General features: G+C 63.5%; 18 protein-coding genes. 11 read left to right on the forward strand and 7 right to left on the reverse strand.

Annotation, left to right across the window (positions count from 1 at the left end; translation table 11 throughout):
- Positions 1–40: 40 nt before the first annotated feature.
- Entirely contained in the window at positions 41–520 is a 480-nt protein-coding gene (locus K3179_RS10490; RefSeq protein WP_221564763.1) for a peroxiredoxin, read from the reverse strand.
- Between the two features lie 177 nt (positions 521–697).
- Between K3179_RS10490 and K3179_RS10495 the strand changes: the two genes are divergently transcribed.
- From K3179_RS10495 to K3179_RS10545, 11 genes are all read left to right on the forward strand, one after another.
- Complete coding sequence (locus K3179_RS10495) at positions 698–1,156, forward strand: S-adenosyl-L-homocysteine hydrolase (protein ID WP_221564765.1); 459 nt, start codon at positions 698–700, stop codon at positions 1,154–1,156.
- Positions 1,157–1,300: 144 nt separating this feature from the next.
- Positions 1,301–2,710 carry an adenosylhomocysteinase gene (gene ahcY / locus K3179_RS10500; RefSeq protein ID WP_221564767.1) on the forward strand — a complete coding sequence of 470 codons (1,410 nt, stop codon included), beginning with the start codon at positions 1,301–1,303 and terminating at the stop codon, positions 2,708–2,710.
- 89 nt (positions 2,711–2,799) lie between these two features.
- Complete coding sequence (locus K3179_RS10505; protein WP_221565606.1) at positions 2,800–5,142, forward strand: PAS domain-containing sensor histidine kinase; 2,343 nt, start codon at positions 2,800–2,802, stop codon at positions 5,140–5,142.
- A complete protein-coding gene (tsaE, locus tag K3179_RS10510; RefSeq protein ID WP_221564776.1) occupies positions 5,139–5,588 on the forward strand; it encodes a tRNA (adenosine(37)-N6)-threonylcarbamoyltransferase complex ATPase subunit type 1 TsaE in 450 nt (149 codons plus the stop codon). The genes K3179_RS10505 and tsaE overlap by 4 nt, the downstream gene beginning before the upstream one ends.
- Positions 5,585–6,574, forward strand: coding sequence for an aminoglycoside phosphotransferase family protein (locus tag K3179_RS10515; protein WP_221564778.1), 990 nt, complete (start codon positions 5,585–5,587; stop codon positions 6,572–6,574). Before tsaE ends, K3179_RS10515 begins: the two co-directional genes overlap by 4 nt.
- Positions 6,571–7,293, forward strand: a complete 723-nt coding sequence (locus K3179_RS10520) for a nucleotidyltransferase family protein (RefSeq protein WP_221564780.1) — start codon at positions 6,571–6,573, stop codon at positions 7,291–7,293. Before K3179_RS10515 ends, K3179_RS10520 begins: the two co-directional genes overlap by 4 nt.
- Positions 7,286–10,318 carry a double-strand break repair protein AddB gene (gene addB, locus K3179_RS10525; protein ID WP_221564782.1) on the forward strand — a complete coding sequence of 1,011 codons (3,033 nt, stop codon included), beginning with the start codon at positions 7,286–7,288 and terminating at the stop codon, positions 10,316–10,318. The genes K3179_RS10520 and addB overlap by 8 nt, the downstream gene beginning before the upstream one ends.
- Positions 10,315–13,779, forward strand: a complete 3,465-nt coding sequence (gene addA, locus K3179_RS10530) for a double-strand break repair helicase AddA (RefSeq protein WP_221564784.1) — start codon at positions 10,315–10,317, stop codon at positions 13,777–13,779. Before addB ends, addA begins: the two co-directional genes overlap by 4 nt.
- 51 nt (positions 13,780–13,830) lie before the next feature.
- Positions 13,831–14,151 carry a thioredoxin gene (gene trxA / locus K3179_RS10535; RefSeq protein ID WP_090478853.1) on the forward strand — a complete coding sequence of 107 codons (321 nt, stop codon included), beginning with the start codon at positions 13,831–13,833 and terminating at the stop codon, positions 14,149–14,151.
- 67 nt (positions 14,152–14,218) lie between these two features.
- Complete coding sequence (locus K3179_RS10540; protein ID WP_090478850.1) at positions 14,219–15,004, forward strand: LysR substrate-binding domain-containing protein; 786 nt, start codon at positions 14,219–14,221, stop codon at positions 15,002–15,004.
- Positions 14,956–15,543, forward strand: a complete 588-nt coding sequence (locus K3179_RS10545) for a GNAT family N-acetyltransferase (RefSeq protein WP_247712941.1) — start codon at positions 14,956–14,958, stop codon at positions 15,541–15,543. Before K3179_RS10540 ends, K3179_RS10545 begins: the two co-directional genes overlap by 49 nt.
- Here the strand turns inward: K3179_RS10545 and K3179_RS10550 are convergent.
- The 6 genes from K3179_RS10550 to K3179_RS10575 all read right to left on the reverse strand — a co-directional run bounded on the left by K3179_RS10550 (position 15,540) and on the right by K3179_RS10575 (position 20,110).
- Positions 15,540–16,211 carry a GNAT family N-acetyltransferase gene (locus K3179_RS10550; protein WP_221564786.1) on the reverse strand — a complete coding sequence of 224 codons (672 nt, stop codon included), beginning with the start codon at positions 16,209–16,211 and terminating at the stop codon, positions 15,540–15,542. The genes K3179_RS10545 and K3179_RS10550 overlap by 4 nt on opposite strands.
- 47 nt (positions 16,212–16,258) lie before the next feature.
- Complete coding sequence (locus K3179_RS10555) at positions 16,259–16,753, reverse strand: hypothetical protein (protein WP_221564788.1); 495 nt, start codon at positions 16,751–16,753, stop codon at positions 16,259–16,261.
- Between the two features lie 242 nt (positions 16,754–16,995).
- Positions 16,996–17,253, reverse strand: a complete 258-nt coding sequence (locus K3179_RS10560) for a hypothetical protein (RefSeq protein WP_090478840.1) — start codon at positions 17,251–17,253, stop codon at positions 16,996–16,998.
- A 278-nt stretch (positions 17,254–17,531) separates the two neighbouring features.
- Positions 17,532–18,638: a reverse transcriptase domain-containing protein gene (locus tag K3179_RS10565; protein WP_221564790.1), complete on the reverse strand. Its 1,107-nt coding sequence runs from the start codon at positions 18,636–18,638 to the stop codon at positions 17,532–17,534.
- A gap of 172 nt (positions 18,639–18,810) precedes the next feature.
- Complete coding sequence (locus K3179_RS10570) at positions 18,811–19,017, reverse strand: hypothetical protein (RefSeq protein ID WP_221564792.1); 207 nt, start codon at positions 19,015–19,017, stop codon at positions 18,811–18,813.
- Between the two features lie 328 nt (positions 19,018–19,345).
- Positions 19,346–20,110 (reverse strand): hypothetical protein, encoded by a 765-nt coding sequence (locus K3179_RS10575; RefSeq protein WP_221564794.1) that lies wholly within the window; start codon positions 20,108–20,110, stop codon positions 19,346–19,348.
- Between the last annotated feature and the right edge of the window lie 435 nt (positions 20,111–20,545).

Here is a 20,545-nt window from a genome sequence, read left to right on the forward strand (position 1 = left end):
GGGGCGCGCGTTTGTCCGCAACCGGGACAGGTGATGCGGGTTACATCTGGCCGAGCATGTGCTCTGCGCTGGATACCGAGAAATCGCCCGGTGCCTCGACATTGAGCTGCTTCACCACGCCGTCTTCGACCAGCATGGAATAGCGCTGGCCGCGCTTGCCCATGCCGAAGCCCGAACCGTCCATGGTGAGGCCGACCGCTTCGGCGAAATCGGCATTGCCGTCTGCCAGCATGGTCACTTCATCGGCGTCGTTCGCGCCCTTCCAGGCGCCGAGCACGAAAGCGTCGTTGACTGCCGTGCAGGCGATCTCGTCGACGCCCTTGGCTTTCAGGTCTTCGGCTTTCTCGACATAGCCCGGCAGGTGGCGTGCAGAGCAGGTGGGGGTGAAAGCACCCGGCACCGAAAACAGTGCCACGGTCTTGCCCTTGAAATACTCGCTCGACTGGACCTGCTCGGGCCCATCGGGCGTTGCCTTCACCAGCGTTACATCGGGGAGGCTGTCGCCTACAGCGATTGTCATTTGTTAAAACTCCTGTGTCTTCCCGTCCACACTCACGATGTAGAGAGACGAACCGTGCTTGCAAGGGAGTCGAATGGTTAACCTCGGTTTACTGCGCGGGTTTAAATCCCGGTAAATTTTTGCACTCATGGTTTCCATCGCGGGCAACGGGTCGTCCGCGAAGGGAGACCAGGGACTATGAAAAATTTGAGGAATTTTGCGCTGGCGGCTTCGGCGGCAGCGATGCTTTGCGTGCCGACATCTGCCAGCGCCGGGACGGCGGACGAGCAGATCCGCAAGCTGGATATCATGCTGATGGTGACCTCGCTGCGGTGCCGGATGGGAAGCAACGATTTCCAGCATCACTATCGCAAGTTCTCTGCCAACCACCTGTCGACGCTCAATGGCGCAGCACGCCGGATGGAGCAGGGCATGGTGAAGCGGCACGGAAGCAAGGGCGCCAAGCGCAAGCTCGACCAGATCAGTGTCGGCATGGCCAACCAGTACGGGCAGGGACACCCGTGGCTGGGCTGTGCGGAGCTGAAGGAAATCACCTCCGACCTGTCGCAGTCGAGGGATCCTACAGTGCTGGCGCAGGCAGCCGACGAACTGCTCGGCCCGCGTCCGCTCAGCGGCGGTCGCTACGCACGACGCTAAGGCCTTTCGGGATACGCAAGGGGAGGGCGACGGAGGGGCGCTGTTGCTCTCCCATAAATGAAGGGTTAGGGGCGGCGCATCCTTGTGCCGCCCCTGTTCCCATGCGCGGTACATGAACCCGATAGATCACGAAAAGGACCGCCAGTGGCCCAGTTTACAGACTACGTCATCAAGGACATCTCGCTCGCCAATTACGGACGCGAAGAAATCCGCATTGCCGAAACCGAAATGCCGGGCCTGATGGCAACGCGCGAGGAATACGGCGCATCGCAGCCGCTCAAGGGCGCGCGCATCACCGGCTCGCTGCACATGACGATCCAGACCGCGGTCCTGATCGAAACGCTGACTGCGCTGGGTGCCGAAGTGCGCTGGGCAACCTGCAACATCTACTCGACTCAGGACCACGCCGCTGCCGCCATGGCCGCCAACGACATCCCGGTTTTCGCAGTGAAGGGCGAAAGCCTCGCCGAATATTGGGATTATGTCGGCAAGATTTTCGACTGGTCGTCGGAAGACGATCCCGACTGCACGGCCAATCTCATTCTCGACGATGGCGGCGATGCAACGATGTTCGCCCTGTGGGGTGCACGCATCGAGGCGGGCGAGGAAATGCCCGAACCGCAAAATGCCGAAGAAATCGAAATGCAGCGTGCGCTCAAGGCGTTCGTCGCCAAGAAGCCGGGCTATCTCACCAAGAGCGTGAAGGCGATCAAGGGCGTCTCAGAAGAAACGACTACGGGCGTCCACCGCCTCTACCACCTTGCCAAGCAGGACAAGCTGCCGTTCCCAGCGATCAACGTGAACGACAGCGTGACCAAGTCGAAGTTCGACAACCTTTATGGCTGCCGTGAATCGCTGGTCGATGCGATCCGCCGCGCGACCGACGTGATGCTGTCGGGCAAGGTCGCCTGCGTTGCCGGCTATGGCGATGTCGGCAAGGGTTCGGCGCAGTCGCTCCGCAATGGCGGCGCGCGCGTCCTCGTGACCGAAATCGATCCGATCTGCGCCCTGCAGGCCGCGATGGAAGGCTTTGAGGTCGTGACCATGGAAGACGCGGTGAAGCGCGCCGATATCTTCGTGACCACCACCGGCAACGAAGACGTCATCACGGCCGAGCACATGAAGGCGATGAAGCCGATGAGCATTGTCGCCAACATCGGTCACTTCGACAGCGAGATCCAGATTTCCGCGCTCGATAATTACGAGTGGACCGAATTGAAGCCGGGCACAGACCTCGTGAAATTCCCGGACGGCAAGGAAATCATCGTGCTGGCCAAGGGCCGTCTCGTGAACCTCGCCTGCGCGACCGGCCACCCCAGCTTCGTGATGAGCTGTTCCTTCACCAACCAGGTGCTGGCGCAGATCGAATTGTGGGAGAACACTGACGGTTACGAAAACGACGTCTATGTCCTGCCCAAGAAGCTGGACGAAAAGGTCGCCGCGCTCCACCTCGACAAGCTGGGCGTGAAGCTCACCAAGCTGAGCAAGGACCAGGCGGACTATATCGGCGTGCCGGTCGAAGGACCGTTCAAGCCCGAACATTACCGCTACTAAGCGGCAATTCCCGCTTTTCGGCGGGTTATTCAAACATGTGAGGCGGCGGGGCATTGCATCCCCGCCGCTGCACGCATAGCTGGCGAATGATGGAAGTTTCGCCGACCCTCCTGGCCCTGATCGGACTGTTGCTGGCCGTTTGGACCGGTGCGGCCGTGTGGCTGATGCTGCGCGCAACGACGCGGGCGCAGGCCGCAGAGGCCCACCGCAAGGCCGCGCTGCGGCTTGCACGCATGGTAGAGGAAGGGCCGGCCATTCCCCTGACGGTCCGTACGGATGGCCGGATCGAAGCGCCCGATCGCCTGGCACGCTGGCTGGGCCTTGAACGGGTGCCCGAATATCTCAGCGAACTCGCGCGCGATGACGGCACCGGCCTCGCCGACGAACAGATCGAGGAATTGTCGACGCTAGTGCGCCGCACGCAGCGCACGGCCAAGCCGTTCAAGCTTTCCCTGCGGCCTCCGGGCTCGGGCAAGATGCTGGCGATGCGCGGGGCCTTGGCCGATCCTGCCGTGTCGCCCAGCGGCGCGGCGCTGATCTGGGTGTTCGATTTCACCGAGACCGAAGACGAACTTGCCCGGTTGGAAGAAGAGGCCGCACGCGCCCGCGACGATTTCGGCGCGCTCGTCGGCCTGATCGAAGCTGCGCCCATGCCGATGTGGTTCCGTGGCGCAGACATGCACCTGCGCCTCGTCAACCGCGCCTATGTCGAGGCGGTGGGCGGCGAGAGTGCCGACCAGGTCGTCACCGAGCAGGTGGAACTCGTCGAACGCGTCGGCGGGCGCACCGCGGCAGAAGTGGCGCAACAGGCCGCCGACCGCCGCCAGCCGATCGAGCGCATCGTCTCCGCCACGATCAAGGATGCGCGCCGCACGATCCGCGTCACCGACCTGCCGCTGGTGGGCGAGGGTATCGCCGGATACGCGGTCGATATCGAGGAAATGGAAGAGCAGGCCCGCGAATTCCGCGCCTTCCGCGAAGCGCAGCGCTCGATGCTCGACCAGCTGTCGATCGGGGTGGCGCAGTTCGACGCGCGTCGGCGCATGACTTTCGCGAACCAGCCGTTCCACCGGACCTTTTCGCTTCCGCCCGGCGTCGTCAACGAGCGAACCAGCTTCGAACAGATGCTGATGGTCGCTCGCGAAAACGGCCGGATTCCCGAGGTTCGCGACTTTCCCGCATGGCGCGGCGAACTGGTCGAATGGTTCCAGCGCGACGATCCGGAAGAAATGGCCTGGCCCTTGCCTGACGGCACCCACCTTCGCGTCATCGCGCAACCGCTGCCCGACGGTGGTCTGGTGATGATCGCAGAAGACCGGACCGAGCAGCTGGCCCTTTCCGCTACGCGCGACACGCTCCTGCGCACACGTACGGCTACATTCGACAGCCTGTTCGAGGCACTCGCCGTGTTCGCGCCGGATGGCCATCTCGAATTGTGGAACCGCGGATTCCCCAAGGCATGGGGTCTCGATGGCGAAGTGCTCGACAACCATCCGCAGGCCGAGGAGCTTCTGGAAGCGATCGCGGGCCAGCTCGCCGATCCCAAGGCGATCTCGCAGATCGGCCAGACCATCCGCGCCGCAACGCTCGACCGCAAGAGCCGCGAAGGCCGGATCGAGCTCGCGGACGGCCGCACGCTCGATTACGCGGGCGTGCCGCTGCCCGATGGCAATGGCCTCCTCACCGTGTTGGACGTGACCGCCTCCCAACAGGCCGAAGAGGCGCTGCGCGAACGCAATCGCGCGCTGGAAGAGGCCGATGCGGTGATGACCCGCTTCCTCGCCAATATGAGCTACGAATTCCGTACCCCGCTGACCACGATCGGCGGTTTCGCCGAAATGCTGGAAAGCGGGCTGGCAGGCGACTTGTCGCCGCAAGCTGCAGAATATGTGGCGGCGATCACCCAGTCCGTCGGCAAGCTGACCGAGCAGGTGGAAAACGTGCTCGACCTGTCGCAGTCCGAGGCCGGGCTCATGCCGCTGCGCAAACAGCGCGTCGAGCTGTTGCCGCTGCTGACCCGCATCGTGCGCAAGCGCGAACAGGCGATCCTCGACGGCGGCCTGACGCTCGATCTCAAGGGGAATGCAAACAAGGTGGTCGAAGCCGACCAGCAGCAGTTGCAGCGCGCGCTCGGCCAATTGCTCGACAACGCGATCAACAACACGCCGCAGGGCGGCAAGATCGTTATCGATGTCGCCAAGCAGCGCGGTCTCAACCGTATTGCGATTACCGATACCGGGCGCGGTATGAGCCAGCACGAACTGGCGCGCGCGCTGGAAGGCATCCGCATGTCCGCCGACGGTAAGGGCATCGAGCGTCGCCACGGTCTCGGCATCCCGCTCGCGCGCCAATTGGTCGAGGCGCATGGCGGCACGCTCGATATCCAGAGCCGGCGCAATGCCGGGACCAGCGCGGTCATCACGCTGCCGTGATCGTCTACCTGCCCGATCTTGCTGCGATGGATGCTTTCGGCGCGAGAATTGCCGCACAATTGCGAGCGGGCGATGTCGTGGCGCTGTCGGGGGAGCTGGGCGCGGGCAAGACAACGCTCGCCCGGGCAATTATTGCTGCGCTGGGTCACGAAGGCGAGGTGCCGTCGCCCACCTTCACGATCGTCGAGACCTACGATTATCTGCGCGTGCCGCTCGTCCACGCCGATTTCTATCGCCTTGAAGATCCGTCGGAAGCCGAAGAGATCGGCCTCGACGATTACCGTGAAGGCGCCGCGCTGCTCGCTGAATGGCCCGATCATGCAGGCGGGTTTTCGCATGAGGCGGCCTGCCTGGAAATTACGCTGGAAACGGTGGGAGAAAATGGGGGCGAGGGCCGCAGGGCCGTTGTTAATGCAGGCGAAGCTTGGCAAAGCCGACAGCCATGAGCGACACGCTGCCCGAAGGCATTCACGACTTCCTTGGCGATACCGCATGGCAGGGCGCCGAAATCGCCCCGCTGGTGGGCGACGCCAGCTTCCGCCGCTACTTTCGCCTCCGCATGGGCGGCCGCAGCGCCATGCTGATGCACGCGCCGCCGCCTGAAGAAGACCCCAAGCCGTTTCTCCACGTCGCAAAATGGCTGGCCGACCACGGCATGCGTGCGCCGGCGATCCTCGCGGAGCGGGCGGACAAGGGCTGGATCCTGACAGAGGATTTCGGCGACCAGCGTATGAAGGAATGGATCGACGCCAATCCGGATGACGAGCACGCGGTTTATGGCCGGGCCATCGATGCGCTGGTGGACCTGCACAAGCTGCCGCCGGGTCCGTTCGGGCCCTATGACATGACCGTCTACCAGCGCGAGGCGGGCCTGTTCGTCGAATGGTTCTGCCCCGCCGCGGGCCTGAGGGTGGACGAGAGCAGATGGCATGAAGCTTGGGAGAAAGCTTTGTCCCCGATGCTTTCCCGCCAGCAGCCTGGCGTAAGCGTGCTGCGCGATTATCACGCCGAGAACATCATGCTGCTAGAACCCGGCAAGGCGGGCGGCGAGCAGGGGCTGATCGATTTCCAGGACGCGCTCGTCGGCCACAAGGCCTACGATCTCGTCAGCCTGCTGCAGGACGCACGACGTGATGTTTCGACCGAGCTGGAAGCAGCCATGCTCGACCGTTATCGCCAGGCCGCAGCGCCGGACGAGCATTTCGAGGCCGATTACGCTCGCCTGGGCGCTCAACGCAATGCCAAGATCGTCGGCATCTTCACGCGCCTGTTCAAGCGCGATGCGAAGCCGCGCTATCTCACGATGATCCCGCGCGTCTGGGAAGCGATGGAGCGGGATTTGCAGCACGAGGCGCTTGAACCGGTAGCCGAATGGTTTGTCGCCAATATTCCCGACGACATCCGCATAAATCATGGCGGAAAGATCGCATGAGCGGTCTCGTTTCCGACACCGCGATGCTGATGGCTGCGGGCCTTGGCAAGCGGATGCGCCCGCTGACCGCGACCACGCCGAAACCCATGGTCCGCGTTGCAGGCAAGCCGCTGATCGACCGGGCGCTGGACCGCGTGGAAGATGCCGGGATCGCGAAGGCGGTCGTGAACGTCCACTACCTCGCCGAATCTATCGAAGCGCATATCGGAGGACGCAAGGCGCCCGCCGTGACCTTCTCCGACGAACGTGCCGAACTGCTCGAAACAGGCGGCGGCATGGTCAAGGCGAACGCGGCCGGACTGCTGCCCGATCCCTTTTTCGCCTGCAACGCCGACAGTATCTGGCTGGACGGACCGCGCAACGCCTTCCTCGATCTGTCGCAGGCGTGGAATCCGGACAAGATGGACGCGCTTCTGCTCGTCGTGACCCATGCACGGGCTCACAATTTCGACGGTACGGGCGATTTCTACATGGACGGCGCGGGCCGCCTGGCGCGCAAGCGGCCCGACCGGATCGCCCCGTTCATCTACACCGGCATCCAGCTGGTATCGCACCGCCTGCTGCGCGATGCGCCCGAGGGTAAGTTCTCGACCAACATCCTGTGGGACCGTGCGATTGCCGAGGACCGGCTCTACGGTGTCGCCTTCACGGGCCAATGGTACGAGGTCGGCACACCGCAGCACATCAGGCCCACGGAAGAGGCGCTGAAGGGTGTCTGACGAAGGCAGGGTCACACCGGAGCCGAAAGTTCACTCGATTGCCGCGCACCGCGGCTTTGCCGATGCCCTGGTTGCAGGGCTGGTCCCCCGCTATTCCGATGACGAGCTTGGCCTTGCCAAGCTGACGCTGCTTTTGCCCAGCAGCCGTGCGCGGCGCACCGTGTCGGAGGCCTTCATCCGCCATGCGGGCGAACTCGGGCGCCCCGGCCTCCTCATGCCGCGCATGGTGGTCGTCGGCGATCTCGATCTCGATGAAGCCCTCGGGCCGCTGCTCGATCCGCTGGGCTCTTCCGGCATAAAGCCTGCCGTCGACCCTCAGCGCCGCATGTTTGCGCTTGCCGCCCTGATTGCAGAGGAAATGGGTGACGATGCGCCCAAGGGGGCGACCTTGCTGCGCCTAGCGCGTGAGACCGGCGCCACCATGGACCGCCTGCTGGTCGAGGACGTGGGGCCGGAGCAACTGCTCGACGAGAAGGTCCTCGAAATCCATCCGAGCCTGTCGGAGCACTGGCAGAAATCGCTGCGCCTTTTCGCGCGCGTCCAAACCCGCTGGCTGGCGTGGCTCGACGCGAACAATTCGCTCGATGCGGCAGCGAGGCGCAATCGCTTGTTCGATCATGCGACAGCCGGGTGGAAGGCCAATCCGCCCGCAACGCCGATCGTCGCTGCAGGCGTGACCAGCGCAGCCCCTGCGCTTGCAAGGCTGCTGCGGGTGGTGAGCGAACTGCCGCAGGGTGCGGTGATCCTGCCCGACTTCGACCTGACCATGGATGCGGACGTGTGGGAGGAACTGGGCAGGGCGGGCAATCGTCCATCGCCCGGCGATAACGTGTTCGCGAAAGACGATGCGGTCACTCACCCGCAGTACCATCTCAAGTTGCTGCTCAACCGCATGGGCGTGCGGCGCGAGGAAGTGCAGCCCTGGCACCGCAAGGGCATGACCGCAGCCTCGCCGGAGCGCAGCCATGCGATCGGTGCGCTTTTCCTGCCCCCCGAGGGGAGCAAGGTCTGGGCCGCGCTACCTTCCGAGAAGCGCCGCCTATCCGGTGTGCGGGTGATGCAGGCGGCCAATCCGGAAGAGGAGGCGCAAGCCATCGCCTTGCTTGTGCGCGAGGCGGTGGAGGCACCGGAAAAGCGTGTCGCTGTCGTGACGCCCGACCGGGCATTGGCGCGGCGAGTGGTGCATCATCTCGCACGCTGGAATATCGTCGCCGACGATTCCGCCGGACGTCCGCTCTCGCAAACAGCGGCGGGACGCGCGTTCCTGCTCGCGGCCGAGGTGATGGCGGAAAACGCCATGTCGGTATCGCTGATGGCGCTGCTCGGGCATCCGCTTGCTAAGGGCGGGATGGAGCGCGGTGTCTGGCTGCGCCAATTGCGTCGGATCGAGCGCGAATTGCGCGGTCCAAGGCTGGAGGCGGGCCTCGAACCGGTGGCCGAAGTCGCTGCCAAACTTGCGGAAACGCACAAGAATGTCGGTGAATTTTGGTCCCAGGCAGAGGCGGCTCTCTCTCTCTTGGTTGAGCGGGACCACGACGCTCCTTCTTCGCTTGCGGAGCTGATCGACACGCTGGCGGAAAGCGCCGAAAGGTTGTGCGGTGAACGCCTGTGGTCGCGCGAGGACGGGCGCAGCCTGTCCGCTTTCGTCGAGGAATTTCGCCTCCATGCTCGCGAGGCAGGCTTCACCGTGGCGCCGCGCGATGTGGCCGCGCTGCTGTCCGATGCGATGGAACAGGTTGCGGTTCGTCCGCCCTATGGCGGCCATGCCCGCGTACAGGTGCTCGGCCTGCTCGAAGCGCGCATGAACCGCGCCGACTTCGTCATCTGTGCAGGCCTCAATGAGGGCGTGTGGCCTGCGCGCGGAAGCGTGGATGCGCTGCTCGCCCCTCCGGTCCTGCGAACGCTCGGAGTGCCGGGCGGCGATTTCCGCATCGGCCTGTCTGCGCATGACCTCGCGGGCGCCCTCGGCGCGCCCGAAGTGGTCCTCAGCCGCGCGGCACGGGACGAAGGCGGTCCGGCCATTCCCAGCCGCTTCCTCCTGCGCGTGCAGGCGCTGCTTGGCGACCAGTTGCCACGCCACGAGGAGGTGCAGGCCATCGAATGGGCGCGCGCCATGTCGCGGGCCCCCGATGCCGGGGTCTATCCGCGGCCGAAACCCTTGCCCGATGCAGATCAGCGCAAGGTCGCGATCTCGGCCACCGCGCTCGACCGGCTGCGCGGCGACCCCTACCAGTTCTACGCCCAGCAGATTCTCGGCCTGAAGGACCTCGACGCCCTCGATGCCGAGCCGTCTGCCGCTTGGCAGGGCACGGTCGCCCACGAAATCCTGGAGCGCTGGCACCAGGCCGATCCCAAACCGCCCATCGCCGAGGTGATGGAGGCAGTCTTCGATGACCACAATGTTCACCCGCTGATGCGCGGCCTGTGGCAACCGCGCCTGCAGAAAGCGCTGGAGTGGGTGGAAAGCGAAATCGCGGGCTACACGGATCGCGAAGTGGTGGCGGTGGAAGCCTGGGGCGACATGCACGTCGAGGGCGTGCGCGTACACGGCAAGATCGACCGCCTCGACCGGCTTTCCGACGGCAGTCTGGCGATCGTCGATTACAAGACCGGATCGCCGCCTTCGTCCAGGATGGTCGAACAGGGCTTCGCGCTGCAGCTCGGTTTGCTTGGATTGATGGCCGGACGGGGCGGCTTCGAGGGCGTCACGGGCGAGGCGAGCGCCTTCGAATACTGGTCGCTCGGCAAGGCCAAGTCGGACAGCAACGATTTCGGCTTCGGTTATGTCGAAACGCCGCTCAGGGTCGGTAACAAGCGCAGCGGGATCGAGCCGGAGGATTTCCTGCCGAAGTCGGAAGGCTACCTCACCGATGCGATCAATCGCTGGATCAAGGGCGATGCGCCCTTCACCGCACGCCTCAACCCGGATTACCCCGCTTACGACACCTACGACCAACTGATGCGGCTCGAAGAATGGCTGCCCCACATGGACGCCGAAGAAGATGCGGAAGGCGGCGCGGCATGAGCGGCAAGGTATATCCCCTCAAGGGCCACCAGATGGATGCGGTGGACCCGCAGGAAAGCGTCTGGCTGTCGGCCAGCGCGGGCACCGGCAAGACGCAAGTCCTGTCCGCGCGCGTGCTGCGCCTGCTGCTGGAGCCGGGCGCCGATCCCTCGCAGATCCTGTGCCTCACTTTCACCAAGGCAGGCGCTGCGGAAATGGCCGTGCGCGTCAACGAGGTGCTGGCCCGCTGGGTGCGCATGAGCGACACGCAGCTGGCCGAAGAGCTCGTCAACCTGGGAGCGAAGAGCGATCCGGACACGCGCGCACGGGCTCGCTCGCTCTTCGCCCGGGTGCTCGATTGCCCGGGCGGCGGCCTCAGGATCGATACGATCCACGCCTTCGCGCAATATCTCCTGGCGGCTTTTCCGGCAGAGGCGGAAATTCTCCCCGGCAGCCAGCCGATGGAGGACCGTGAGCGCGATCTCCTTAGCCGCGAAGTGCTAGGCGAACTGCTCGAAGAGGGCGATCCCCGTTTCCTTGCCGCAATCGGCGAAATGAGCCTTCGCAAGGGCGCGGACGCCGTGCGCGGCTGGCTGATGAAATGCGCCGGTTTCCTCGACCTCTGGTACCAGCCGCAATGGCAGGGAGACCTATCCGGTGCGGTAAGGCGCGTACTGGATGTTCCTTCCGATGCCGGACCCGAATGGGTGGCCGAGGCGTGCAGCGACGCGAGTTTCCCGGTTGCAAGCCTGCAGTCGTGCAGTCGCATCAATGCCGAATGGGGCACGAAGACTGGGCTCGAGAACGCCGATTTCGCGGCGGGTTGGCTGGCGGCCGGGCCCGATCAGCGCTTAGAAAAGCTCGACGGCTTCTACGGCACGCTGCTCACCAAGAAGGGCGAGCCGAGCCGGCTGTCCAATCTCGAGAAGATCGATCCGTCCTACGGCGAATACATCGGGCGCGTGCAGGAGGGTATCCAGCAGGTAGCCGAACGCCGCGCCTTGCTGGACCTTGCCGATTTCCTCGCGCCTCAACTGGAGGCCGGACGCGCCTTTGCGCTACGGTGGGAACAGGCCAAGGCGCGCGAAGGGCTGGTCGATTTCGACGACTTGATCCAGCGCGCCGCACACCTGCTATCCGATGCCGCGGTTGCGGACTGGATCCGCTACAAGCTCGACCGCAGTTTCGATCACATCCTCGTCGATGAAGCGCAGGATACCAACCGCGCCCAGTGGCAGATCATCGAGGCGCTGACGGACGATTTCTTCTCCGGTGAAGGTGCGCGCTCGGACCGGATCCGCACGATCTTCACCGTGGGCGACTTCAAGCAGGCGATCTTCGGCTTCCAGGGCACCAGCCCGCGCAATTTCGCCGAAGCGCGCGATCGCTATGCGGAGAAAATGCGGCGCACCGCCGATGCCGCGCAGGACTCGCGCGGCGCCCCCGATCCGCGTTACTTGCGCCAATACGGCCTCGGCCAGAGCTTCCGCACCGCCGACAACGTCCTCGATTTCGTGGACGAGGCAATCAAGGCGATCGGCTCTGCCGAACTCGGCCTCGACCGGGAGGCAGAACAACACGACGGGCAGGATCGTCCCGGCCTCGTGACACTCTGGAACACTGTCCACGCCGACAGCGGGATGGCTGAGGGCGACGAAGACGAAAGCTGGCTCGGCAAGCACGATCGCAAACTGGCCGATCGTATCGCGCGGCAGGTGAAGCGGTGGATGGAAGACGGCTTCCCGCTGGTGAAAGACGGCACGCCGCGCCGTGCAGGACCCGGCGACGTGATGGTGCTGGTCCGCAAGAGGCGCGATCTCGCTTCGCTGATCGTGGCGCGCCTCTATCGTCACGGGGTGCCGGTGGCGGGCGTCGACCGTTTGCGGCTGGGCAATCCGCTGGCCGTGAAGGACCTGATGGCGGCGGTCCGTTTTGCCTCGCAGCCGCTGGACGATCTCACCCTTGCGAGCCTGCTCGTCTCGCCGCTGGTCGGCTGGTCGCAGGACGATCTCCTGAAACACGGCTACCGCGACAAGGGCGTGCGCCTGTGGGAGCATTTGCGCCGCAGCGAGGACCCGATGGTCGTCCAGACACTCGACGCATTGCGCGAAATCCTGCGCCGCGCCGATTTCGACACGCCGCAGCAATTGCTGCACTGGATTCTTGTCGGACCGATGGATGGTCGGCGCAAGCTCGTTTCCCGCCTCGGGCGCGAGGCAAACGACCCTATCGACGAGCTGCTCAACGCGGCCAACGCCTATGCCACCAGCCACGTCGCCAGCCTACAGGGGTTCATCCGCTGGTTCGACGCGGGCGAGGGCGAGATCAAGCGCGAGGCAGGCGAGGGCGGCGACCAGGTGCGCGTGATGACCGTGCACGGTTCCAAGGGCTTGCAGGCTCCTATCGTCATTCTGGCAGACGCCGCAATCGGTCCGGACGGTTCCGGCGATCTCGAGCTGGAAGACGCGCCGCTTGGCAGCGAGCGAAAATTCGCCGTCCCTGTGCCGGGTCTCAGGAAGGACGAGAAGGTCGGCCCCTTGCGCGAGGCCGAGGATGTCGCGTCGTCCGCCGCCCTGGAGGAGCACTGGCGGCTTCTCTACGTCGCGATGACCCGTGCGGAAGAAGCGCTGTTCATCGGCGGATCGCTCGGACCGCGCGATGCCCGGAACGGTCCGCATGAGGACAGCTGGTACGCACGCCTCAAGCCGCTTTTCCCGGACGAAGCCCTTGCCGACGATCTGTGGGGCGCGCGTTACGAGTGGGGAATCTTGAGCGACGTGAACCTGCCTGACGCTGCGTCGCGCGCTGTGGACGAAATCGAATTGCCGCAATGGGCGAGTGCGCCGGTAGGTCCGGAGCCGCGTCCTCCGCGTCCGCTTTCCCCGTCGGGCTTGGGCGAAGTCGAAGGCAGCGATCCCCCGCTTCCTCCGGAAATTGCCGCCGGTGCCGCGCGGCGCGGTGTGCTCATCCATGCGCTGCTGGAGCGTCTTCCGGAGGTTGATCAGGACGATAGGGAGGCGAGGGCGCTCGATTGGCTGGCCCGGCAGGCGTCCGATCTCGCCGAGGCGGAGCGGCGCGAAATGTACGAACGCGCGCACGCTGTTCTGGAAACGCCGGAATTCGCCTCGATATTCGGCCCCGCGGCGCTTGCGGAAATACCGCTGGCCGCAACGGTGCAGGGGCAGGTCGTCATGGGCACGGCCGACAGGCTGCTGGTGACGGCAGAGAAGGTTACCGTTGTCGATTTCAAGACCGCGCGCAGACCGCCCGCTTCGCTCGATGCGATACCGGAGACGACGATGCGCCAGATGGCCGCCTATGTTGCGGCGCTCGAAGCGATCTATCCGGGCAGGGCCGTTGAGGCCGCCGTGCTCTATACCCAGACGCCGCAATTGATCGCCTTGCCCGCGGCGGCTCTCGCGCCCTACAAGACCGCGTTTCCGGATCGGCAGGAAAGCTTTGCCCTGCCGCCCGTTGAGTAATTGATCCCGCTGCCCCACATCGGCGGCAGACACGAATTCAGGAGATATCCCATGGCCACCATCAACGTAACCGACGAAGGCTTCCAGAAAGACGTCCTCGACAGCGACAAGCCCGTCCTCGTGGACTTCTGGGCCGAATGGTGTGGGCCGTGCAAGATGATCGCTCCGGCGCTGGAAGAACTTTCCGAAGAAATGGCCGACCAGGTCACCATCGCCAAGATGGACATCATGGAAAACACCGGCGTGCCTGGGCAGATGGGCGTACAGTCCATCCCTTACCTGGTCCTGTTCAAGGACGGCCAGCCGGCAGCTCAGATGCGCGGCGCGGCCCCCAAGGGCCAGCTTAAGCAGTGGCTCGAAGGCGCGCTCTGACGCACTTCGGGACATAGGATTGCCGCAATCTTGTTTTGCGGCGCAACATTGCTAAACGCGTGAAACCATGAAGCGCACGCACCTGCCTCTCAACGCCTTGCGCGTCTATGACGCTGCTGCCCGTCACCTGAGCTTTACCCGCGCTGCGGACGAGCTTGCGGTGACGCCTGCGGCCGTAGGCCAGCAAATCCGCGCGCTCGAAGACCATCTCGGCACCGTCCTGTTCCGCCGTACCAGCAAGGGGCTGGAGCTTACGCAGGAAGGCTCGGCCGGGCTCGACGCGCTGCGCGAAGGCTTCCTCAAGTTTGAGGAAAGCGTCTCCGCGATGCAGGCGGGACAGGCGAGCGACAATTACACGGTCGCCTGTCCGCGCGAATTCTACGCCCAGTGGCTCGCGCCGCGGCTGGCGAAGTTTGCCGAGGCGAACCCCGACATCAAATTCACCTTCGTCGCCGACGAGAACGCCGATTTCACCGAGGCCAATCTCGACTGCGCCATCCGGCTGGTCGACGGGCCGGGAGATCTGCAGGGCGTCGAATTGGCCGCGGCTCGCCGCGTGACGGTGGCTGCGCCGGGTGCGCCGGACAAGTGGATCGACTGGGGCCTGCCCTTGCAGGACGGCACCGTTGCACACGTCACGGTCAGCAATGCCGGACAGGCGCTCTCGGGTGCGATGGCGGGTCTGGGCAAGGCTATCCTGCCCGAACTGCTCGCCAAGGAAGCGATCGAGGCGGGCCAGCTCGAAGTCCTCGACGGGCCAGAGCCGGGCACGCGCGCGTATTGGTTGGTCGCTCCGACGCCGCAATGGCGGACCAAGAAGGTGAAGGCGCTGGTCGCCTTCCTGACGGCCTGACCGCCGCGCTGGCTTTGTCCATGCGCGACGTCGACACCCTGTGTACCGAGCGCTTCACCCTGCGCCCGCTGAGGCGCGGGGATACGGCTGCGCTGTTCCCGACCTTCGCGGATGAGGCGCAGTGCCTTTACCTCTCGCGCCCGGCCTTCACTTCCGAGGATGAGCTTTGGGGCTGGCTGGCAGAGCCGGGCTGGAACGGGCGCACGTGGATCGCCGAGGATGCGGATGGCCGCGTCGCGGGGCGGTTCGTCGCCGTGCCTGCGCATGAGGATGGGGTCGAGGAGATCGGCTACGTCACCTGTATGGACCGGCAGGGCGGGGGCGTTGCGCGCGAATGCACTGCGGCGCTGGTCGATCACCTGTTCGCGAGCGGCCTGCGCAAGCTCACCGCCGAGGTGGACGTGGACAATACCCCCTCGATCCGCCTGCTCGAACGGCTTGGCTTCACGCGTGAAGCCCTGTTCCGCGAGCATGAGACGACGCACGCGGGCCTGCGCGATGTGGCGGTTTACGGCCTGCTGGCGAGCGAGCTGGCCTAGCTCTCGAACGCCGCAAAGACGTGCGCGATGCCGGGCGGGTCGGCCTGGTGCCGCAAGCGCTCCAGCGCTTCGTCGATATCGAGCACCCAACCGCGCGAGGCGTCGACCGTCCCGCTCCCCACGCCGCCCAGCATCCGCGTGAACTGCGTCGCGCTGCGGTTCTCGCTCAGCGTTTCGACATGGAAGCGCGTGATCCCTTCCTCGCGCGCGTCGAGCAGGATCGTCGCCGTCAGCAGCTTGCCGAGGCCGAGGCCGTGGAAATCGTCGATAATGGCGACGGAGAACTCCGCGCATTCCGGATCCTCCTCGTCGCGAAAGGCGTGGACGGCACCGATGGCGGAGCGCGGCGGGTCTTCCGACAGGTCGAGCGCACCCCAGGCAAGGTGCATCACCCCGTCCGCGTCGAGCAGGCGGTCGATCACCCAGTCGGGCGGGGTGCGCATGCCGGAAAAGAACCGCAGATAGCGAGAGTGCGGCGACATCCGCTCTATCCCTGCGCGCATCAGCGCCTCGTCCGCGCGGTCGACGCGGCGGATGCAGACGCGGCGGCCGTCCTCGATCGCGGTGGTGATCGAACCCGGCCCGCAGCCACCGCGCCAGGGCACGTGATCGGGGGAGGGGGGATCGTCGGCGATGGGTCGGCTCCTTCGTCTGTCCCTGCGCCGCATAGCACAGGGCAGCCGGAGGGCTAAGCCCCGCAATGCGGGCGCGCGGGCTAGACCAGCCCCTCCGCCGCAAGCACCTCGTCGCGGATGCGGTCGTAGGTGGGATGGCCGGGGACGATGTTGCGCACGTCCTCGCGATAGCGGCCGCGATAGGCGAGAACGAAGCAGAGCAGCGAATTGGCGCGCGGGTTGTAGAGCCCCTCGGCCAGGGCACGCTCGATCGCGCAATCCTCCAGCCGCCAGACGCCATATCCGACCGCCTCGTCCCACGCGGCGGCAAACCCTTCCGCCCCCGGCCTCGCGCGCAGCTTGTAGAGCGCCTCCATGCTCTTCCCGATCGAGCGCGCCGCCTGCACGACGATCCCCGTCGCCGCGAGCGTGGCGACGAAGCGGCGCTGGAGGTCCGGCGTGATGGAATTGCGCCGCGGCTGCTTGTGAATATAGGGCGCGAAGTCGAGCAGCGGATCGTCCGGATCAAGCTCCGGCCCGGGATTGGCAACGGCAGAAGTCGCCTGTCGAGGCGTGACACGAGTGGTTTCGTTCATAGGCCGAGCCACAAGGCACAACCAAACCGAGTAGGAAACAGCTGTCAGATGAGCGCCAAATCCGAGCCGAAGGCGAAGGCAAGGCCGACCGGCCGCCCGAGCCTATGCGAGGCAGCCAAGCCGCACGGACGTGCGGCGCCCGGCGCCTGAGGGCAAAAACAAAAACCCCAAAAAAAACGGCGCCCGCCTTTCGACGGACACCGCTTTTTGTCGCCTGCGGAGTGAACCGCGGGCTGTGTGGCTTACATGCCTTCGTCGACAGCGTCTTCTGCTGCGTCGCCGGCTTCGCCCATGGCGTCTGCTTCGGCGTCGAGAGCTTCTTCAGCTGCTTCGTCGCCCTGTGCTTCTGCGAGGTCGGCCTGCTCTTCAAGGAGGTCTTCCTGCGATTCAGCCTGCTGCTCGACCAGGTCTTCCTGAGCTTCCTGCTCGCTTTCGGCGCAAGCTGCGAGCGAGAGAGCGGCTGCCGAAGCGGCGACGATTGCCAGTTTGTTGAACTTCATGTGGTATTCCCCTTTATGTGGATTCCGAGCGCGGAAACCCGCGCTTCGACCATACTACGCACCGATGACAAATTTGTGCCACATTTTTTTTCGTGTGGTGTGAAATCAGTGGGATGGGCCGGGGGTACGTCACCGCAACATTGGCGAAATCCGGCGCGCGGCCAGCGCGCCGAAAGGCCGACCGGCCGCCGCCGCTTATGCGGCGAAGCCAAGGAGCGCGGACGCGCTCCACCCGACGTTTGAGGGGCGAAAAACCAAACCTTGGAAACATTGATCGGTTATCGGACTAGTGGACTGACACCCATCGCCATTCGGACTAGGCTACTCCGGCGCCCTTTGGCTTTCTCACGATAGAAGCGCATGAAGGCATTTATTCGATGGTCGATATCTTTGTCGAGCAGCGAGTACACCTCAGGACAGTCAGACATTTTGTGAGATTCTCGCCAACCTCTGATAATCCGATCAACTTGCGCTAGCGTTTGTACAAAGGCCCTTTCGCCACCGTTGAGCGTTCGCCCAGACAGAACTTTCCCAATGGTCGCTCGGCCAGATGCGAGTTCAGCTTGAATGTTTTCCATCAGCTTTTCGCACGATGCGTCGGAAGGCGGAAATTCTCCGGGAATGAGTTTGTATCCGAGAAATACCTGACCACTGTTTGCCGAGCCTGCAAAAGCTTTGTTCGGTGCTTCGCAAGCGTCATAGATCGTCATGCCCTTTTCGGACAAAATAGCCTTTGCTGAGAGCATAGCTTTTTTGACCGCATCTTTTCTTGCCCCGCACAAAAGGAAGTCATCAATGTACCTGATGCAGATAATTCCGCGCTCATTCATCCGTTGGTCAAAGTCATGAAGAACGATGTTCCCAGCCAGTGCAGACAGGGGTGAACCCTGCGCTACGCCGTCTGTCCCGGTGGGAAATAACGCCCGGTCCTCTTCTGATAAATCTTTCGAGTTTCGCAATTCGACCCTGAGGGCGTCGGAGACGAGCCCGAGCAGATCACCGCCCACGCCGGCTTTCCGCAAAAACGCAGTAACTTCGGTTTGATCAATCTTCGTAAAGAAGCTTCCGATGTCGGAACCCATAACATAGGTCGCGCCGTCCTCGACGGCCTGTGAAAAAAGTCGGATTGCGTGGTCTACCCCTCTGCCAGGAATTCCACCAATCGACGTAGGGGTATTCAGAACATCCGAGACCTTCGGGAATAGCGATTTCGTCTGGAGGATGTCGAGGATAGCACGTTGAACTATGCGGTCGCGGATCGGAGCGACGACAATAGGACGTTTCCCCGCCTTGCCCGGACCCTTATCTGGCGTAGCGCCATAGGGGGCTTCGAACGAGTACCCTTCACGAAGATCAGTCTGAATCTTTCTCAGATTTGCAGGCAAGTTCTGGCCGAATTCGCGAGCGCGTTGGCGTGTTGTGCGGCTACCTGACGTTTCGGCGTTTCGATTGATAACTTGCCACGCTTTCAAAAGCGTTCGTGTCTCACGAAGTCGCTTAAAAGCGTCTGGGTTGGGGGCCTTAGCTGTGGGACCTGTCGACAAAGGTTGTCCCCGGCTAGGCGCGACCTTCAAGCGAAGCCTGAACGTCGATTGACGCGTGGGCGTCGACCTGCACCACGACACGAAGCGCGCCGCGATGGTCGCCGGTATCCAAGCCTGCGCCCGAGTTGGGCCACGCCGAGAACACGGCAACAAACAGTGCGAACGCGAATGACTCGAAAACGAGCCAAGAGGCGTTGGCGATGACTCCGCGACGGCGCATACTTTTCTCCCGTTTCAGCGTAGCAGCTTTTTCGGCAAGTCAAGCCCTTGCGCGGTCACCCGCCCAGGCCGACAATTAACTTCGCGGGCAGATCGACAGGCCACCATCGGCGAACCAGCTACCTCGCAACCATCAGCCGGGGCGTGCGGGCGAACTTCAAGCGAAGCCTGAACGTCGATTGATGCGTGGGCGTCGACCTGCACCACGACACGAAGCGCGCCGCGATGGTCGCCGGTATCCAAGCCTGCGCCCGAGTTGGGCCACGCCGAGAACACGGCAACAAGTCAGCCAACTGAAAATAGTAAATGGGGGCTCAGAAATAAAGGGGTCAGGATTTTTCTTTCCACCGGGCGTACCGACCATGTGGGTCGTGGATTTTTGCAAGGCTGGGATTATTCTTCAGCTTCGCAATTTTTTCAGCGACTTCAGCGAGCTGTTGAGCGCCATCCGGCTTCCAACCGTTACGGATCGCCCAGGATTTGAATTTCTCGTGTTCGATTGCGTGACCTTTCGTGCGCAGGATTCTAAGAATCTCATTAGCCATCTCTTTGTCACGTGGATGAGAAAGTCCTGTCGAGAGATTGATAACCTTCGACAATGTGGTGAGTGCGCTAACTGTAACCTTGTCGTCAATCAAGGTAGCGGCTTCGCCGCGCTTTTCACCGTGGACAGTTGGATTCCAACGCTCTTTCCACTTATCGGCGCTACCAGGGAGATCGGGGATAACCACAATACCCGCGGGGGCAGTTATGCCATCCACGAAGTCTAGGATTTTGTCTTCCCCGTAGCCCACAATGATGATTTTGTTCGCAATGTATGGCGATATCGTGCGGAGGGTTTCATTGCGTAAGGTGCCTCCAAACGGAAGGTCAATCCGTTGATTTGAGGCCAGCGCCTTTGCAGCCCCTTTCCCAAGGGCACTCGCAATAGATGTGTGTTCGAGCTGCTGCTTCGTGTGTGTCAGCAAAATCACATCTGGATCAGCAATCTTTTTAGCTTCGGCGATAGCTTTCACGTATCCCAATGCGTTGCCCAACGCATTTGCTTCGTAGCCGTCCTTAGAAGCTATTACTCTTAAAGTATCGTTGCTCACCTACTGCCTTCCTTTAAGTATCTGGTTTTCCTGCACCTTGGTGTTCAGAGCTCGTGTTACAAGAGATATTTCTCTCCCTTGACCCAAACCCCCTCTCACACGATGTGCGCGCCCATCCGCTGAGGGAGGCGCCCCGCGCGAAACCAACGCTGGCCAGATAGAGCTGAACATTGCCGATCATGACCCCGGGGGCCTGTCGCAGATAGCGATAAGGCTCTCTTCTATTGCAGCGAAACAGTTTCGCTCGAGGCAGCCGTCAAAGTAACCCGGTGGCTGTGTGGGCCGATGGGTGGAGCGTTTCAGGCCCGGCCAGCAAAACAGCTCCACCGCCTTGTAATCCGGCGAAAACACCCCATCTTAGATTTAGCTACCAGTCGCGATCGACGGTCCCGAGGGCCAGTTGCCCTCTCTTCTTTCCATTTCGCCTTCTAGCCC

Source organism: Qipengyuania intermedia, from assembly GCF_019711615.1.
Lineage (GTDB): Bacteria > Pseudomonadota > Alphaproteobacteria > Sphingomonadales > Sphingomonadaceae > Qipengyuania > Qipengyuania intermedia.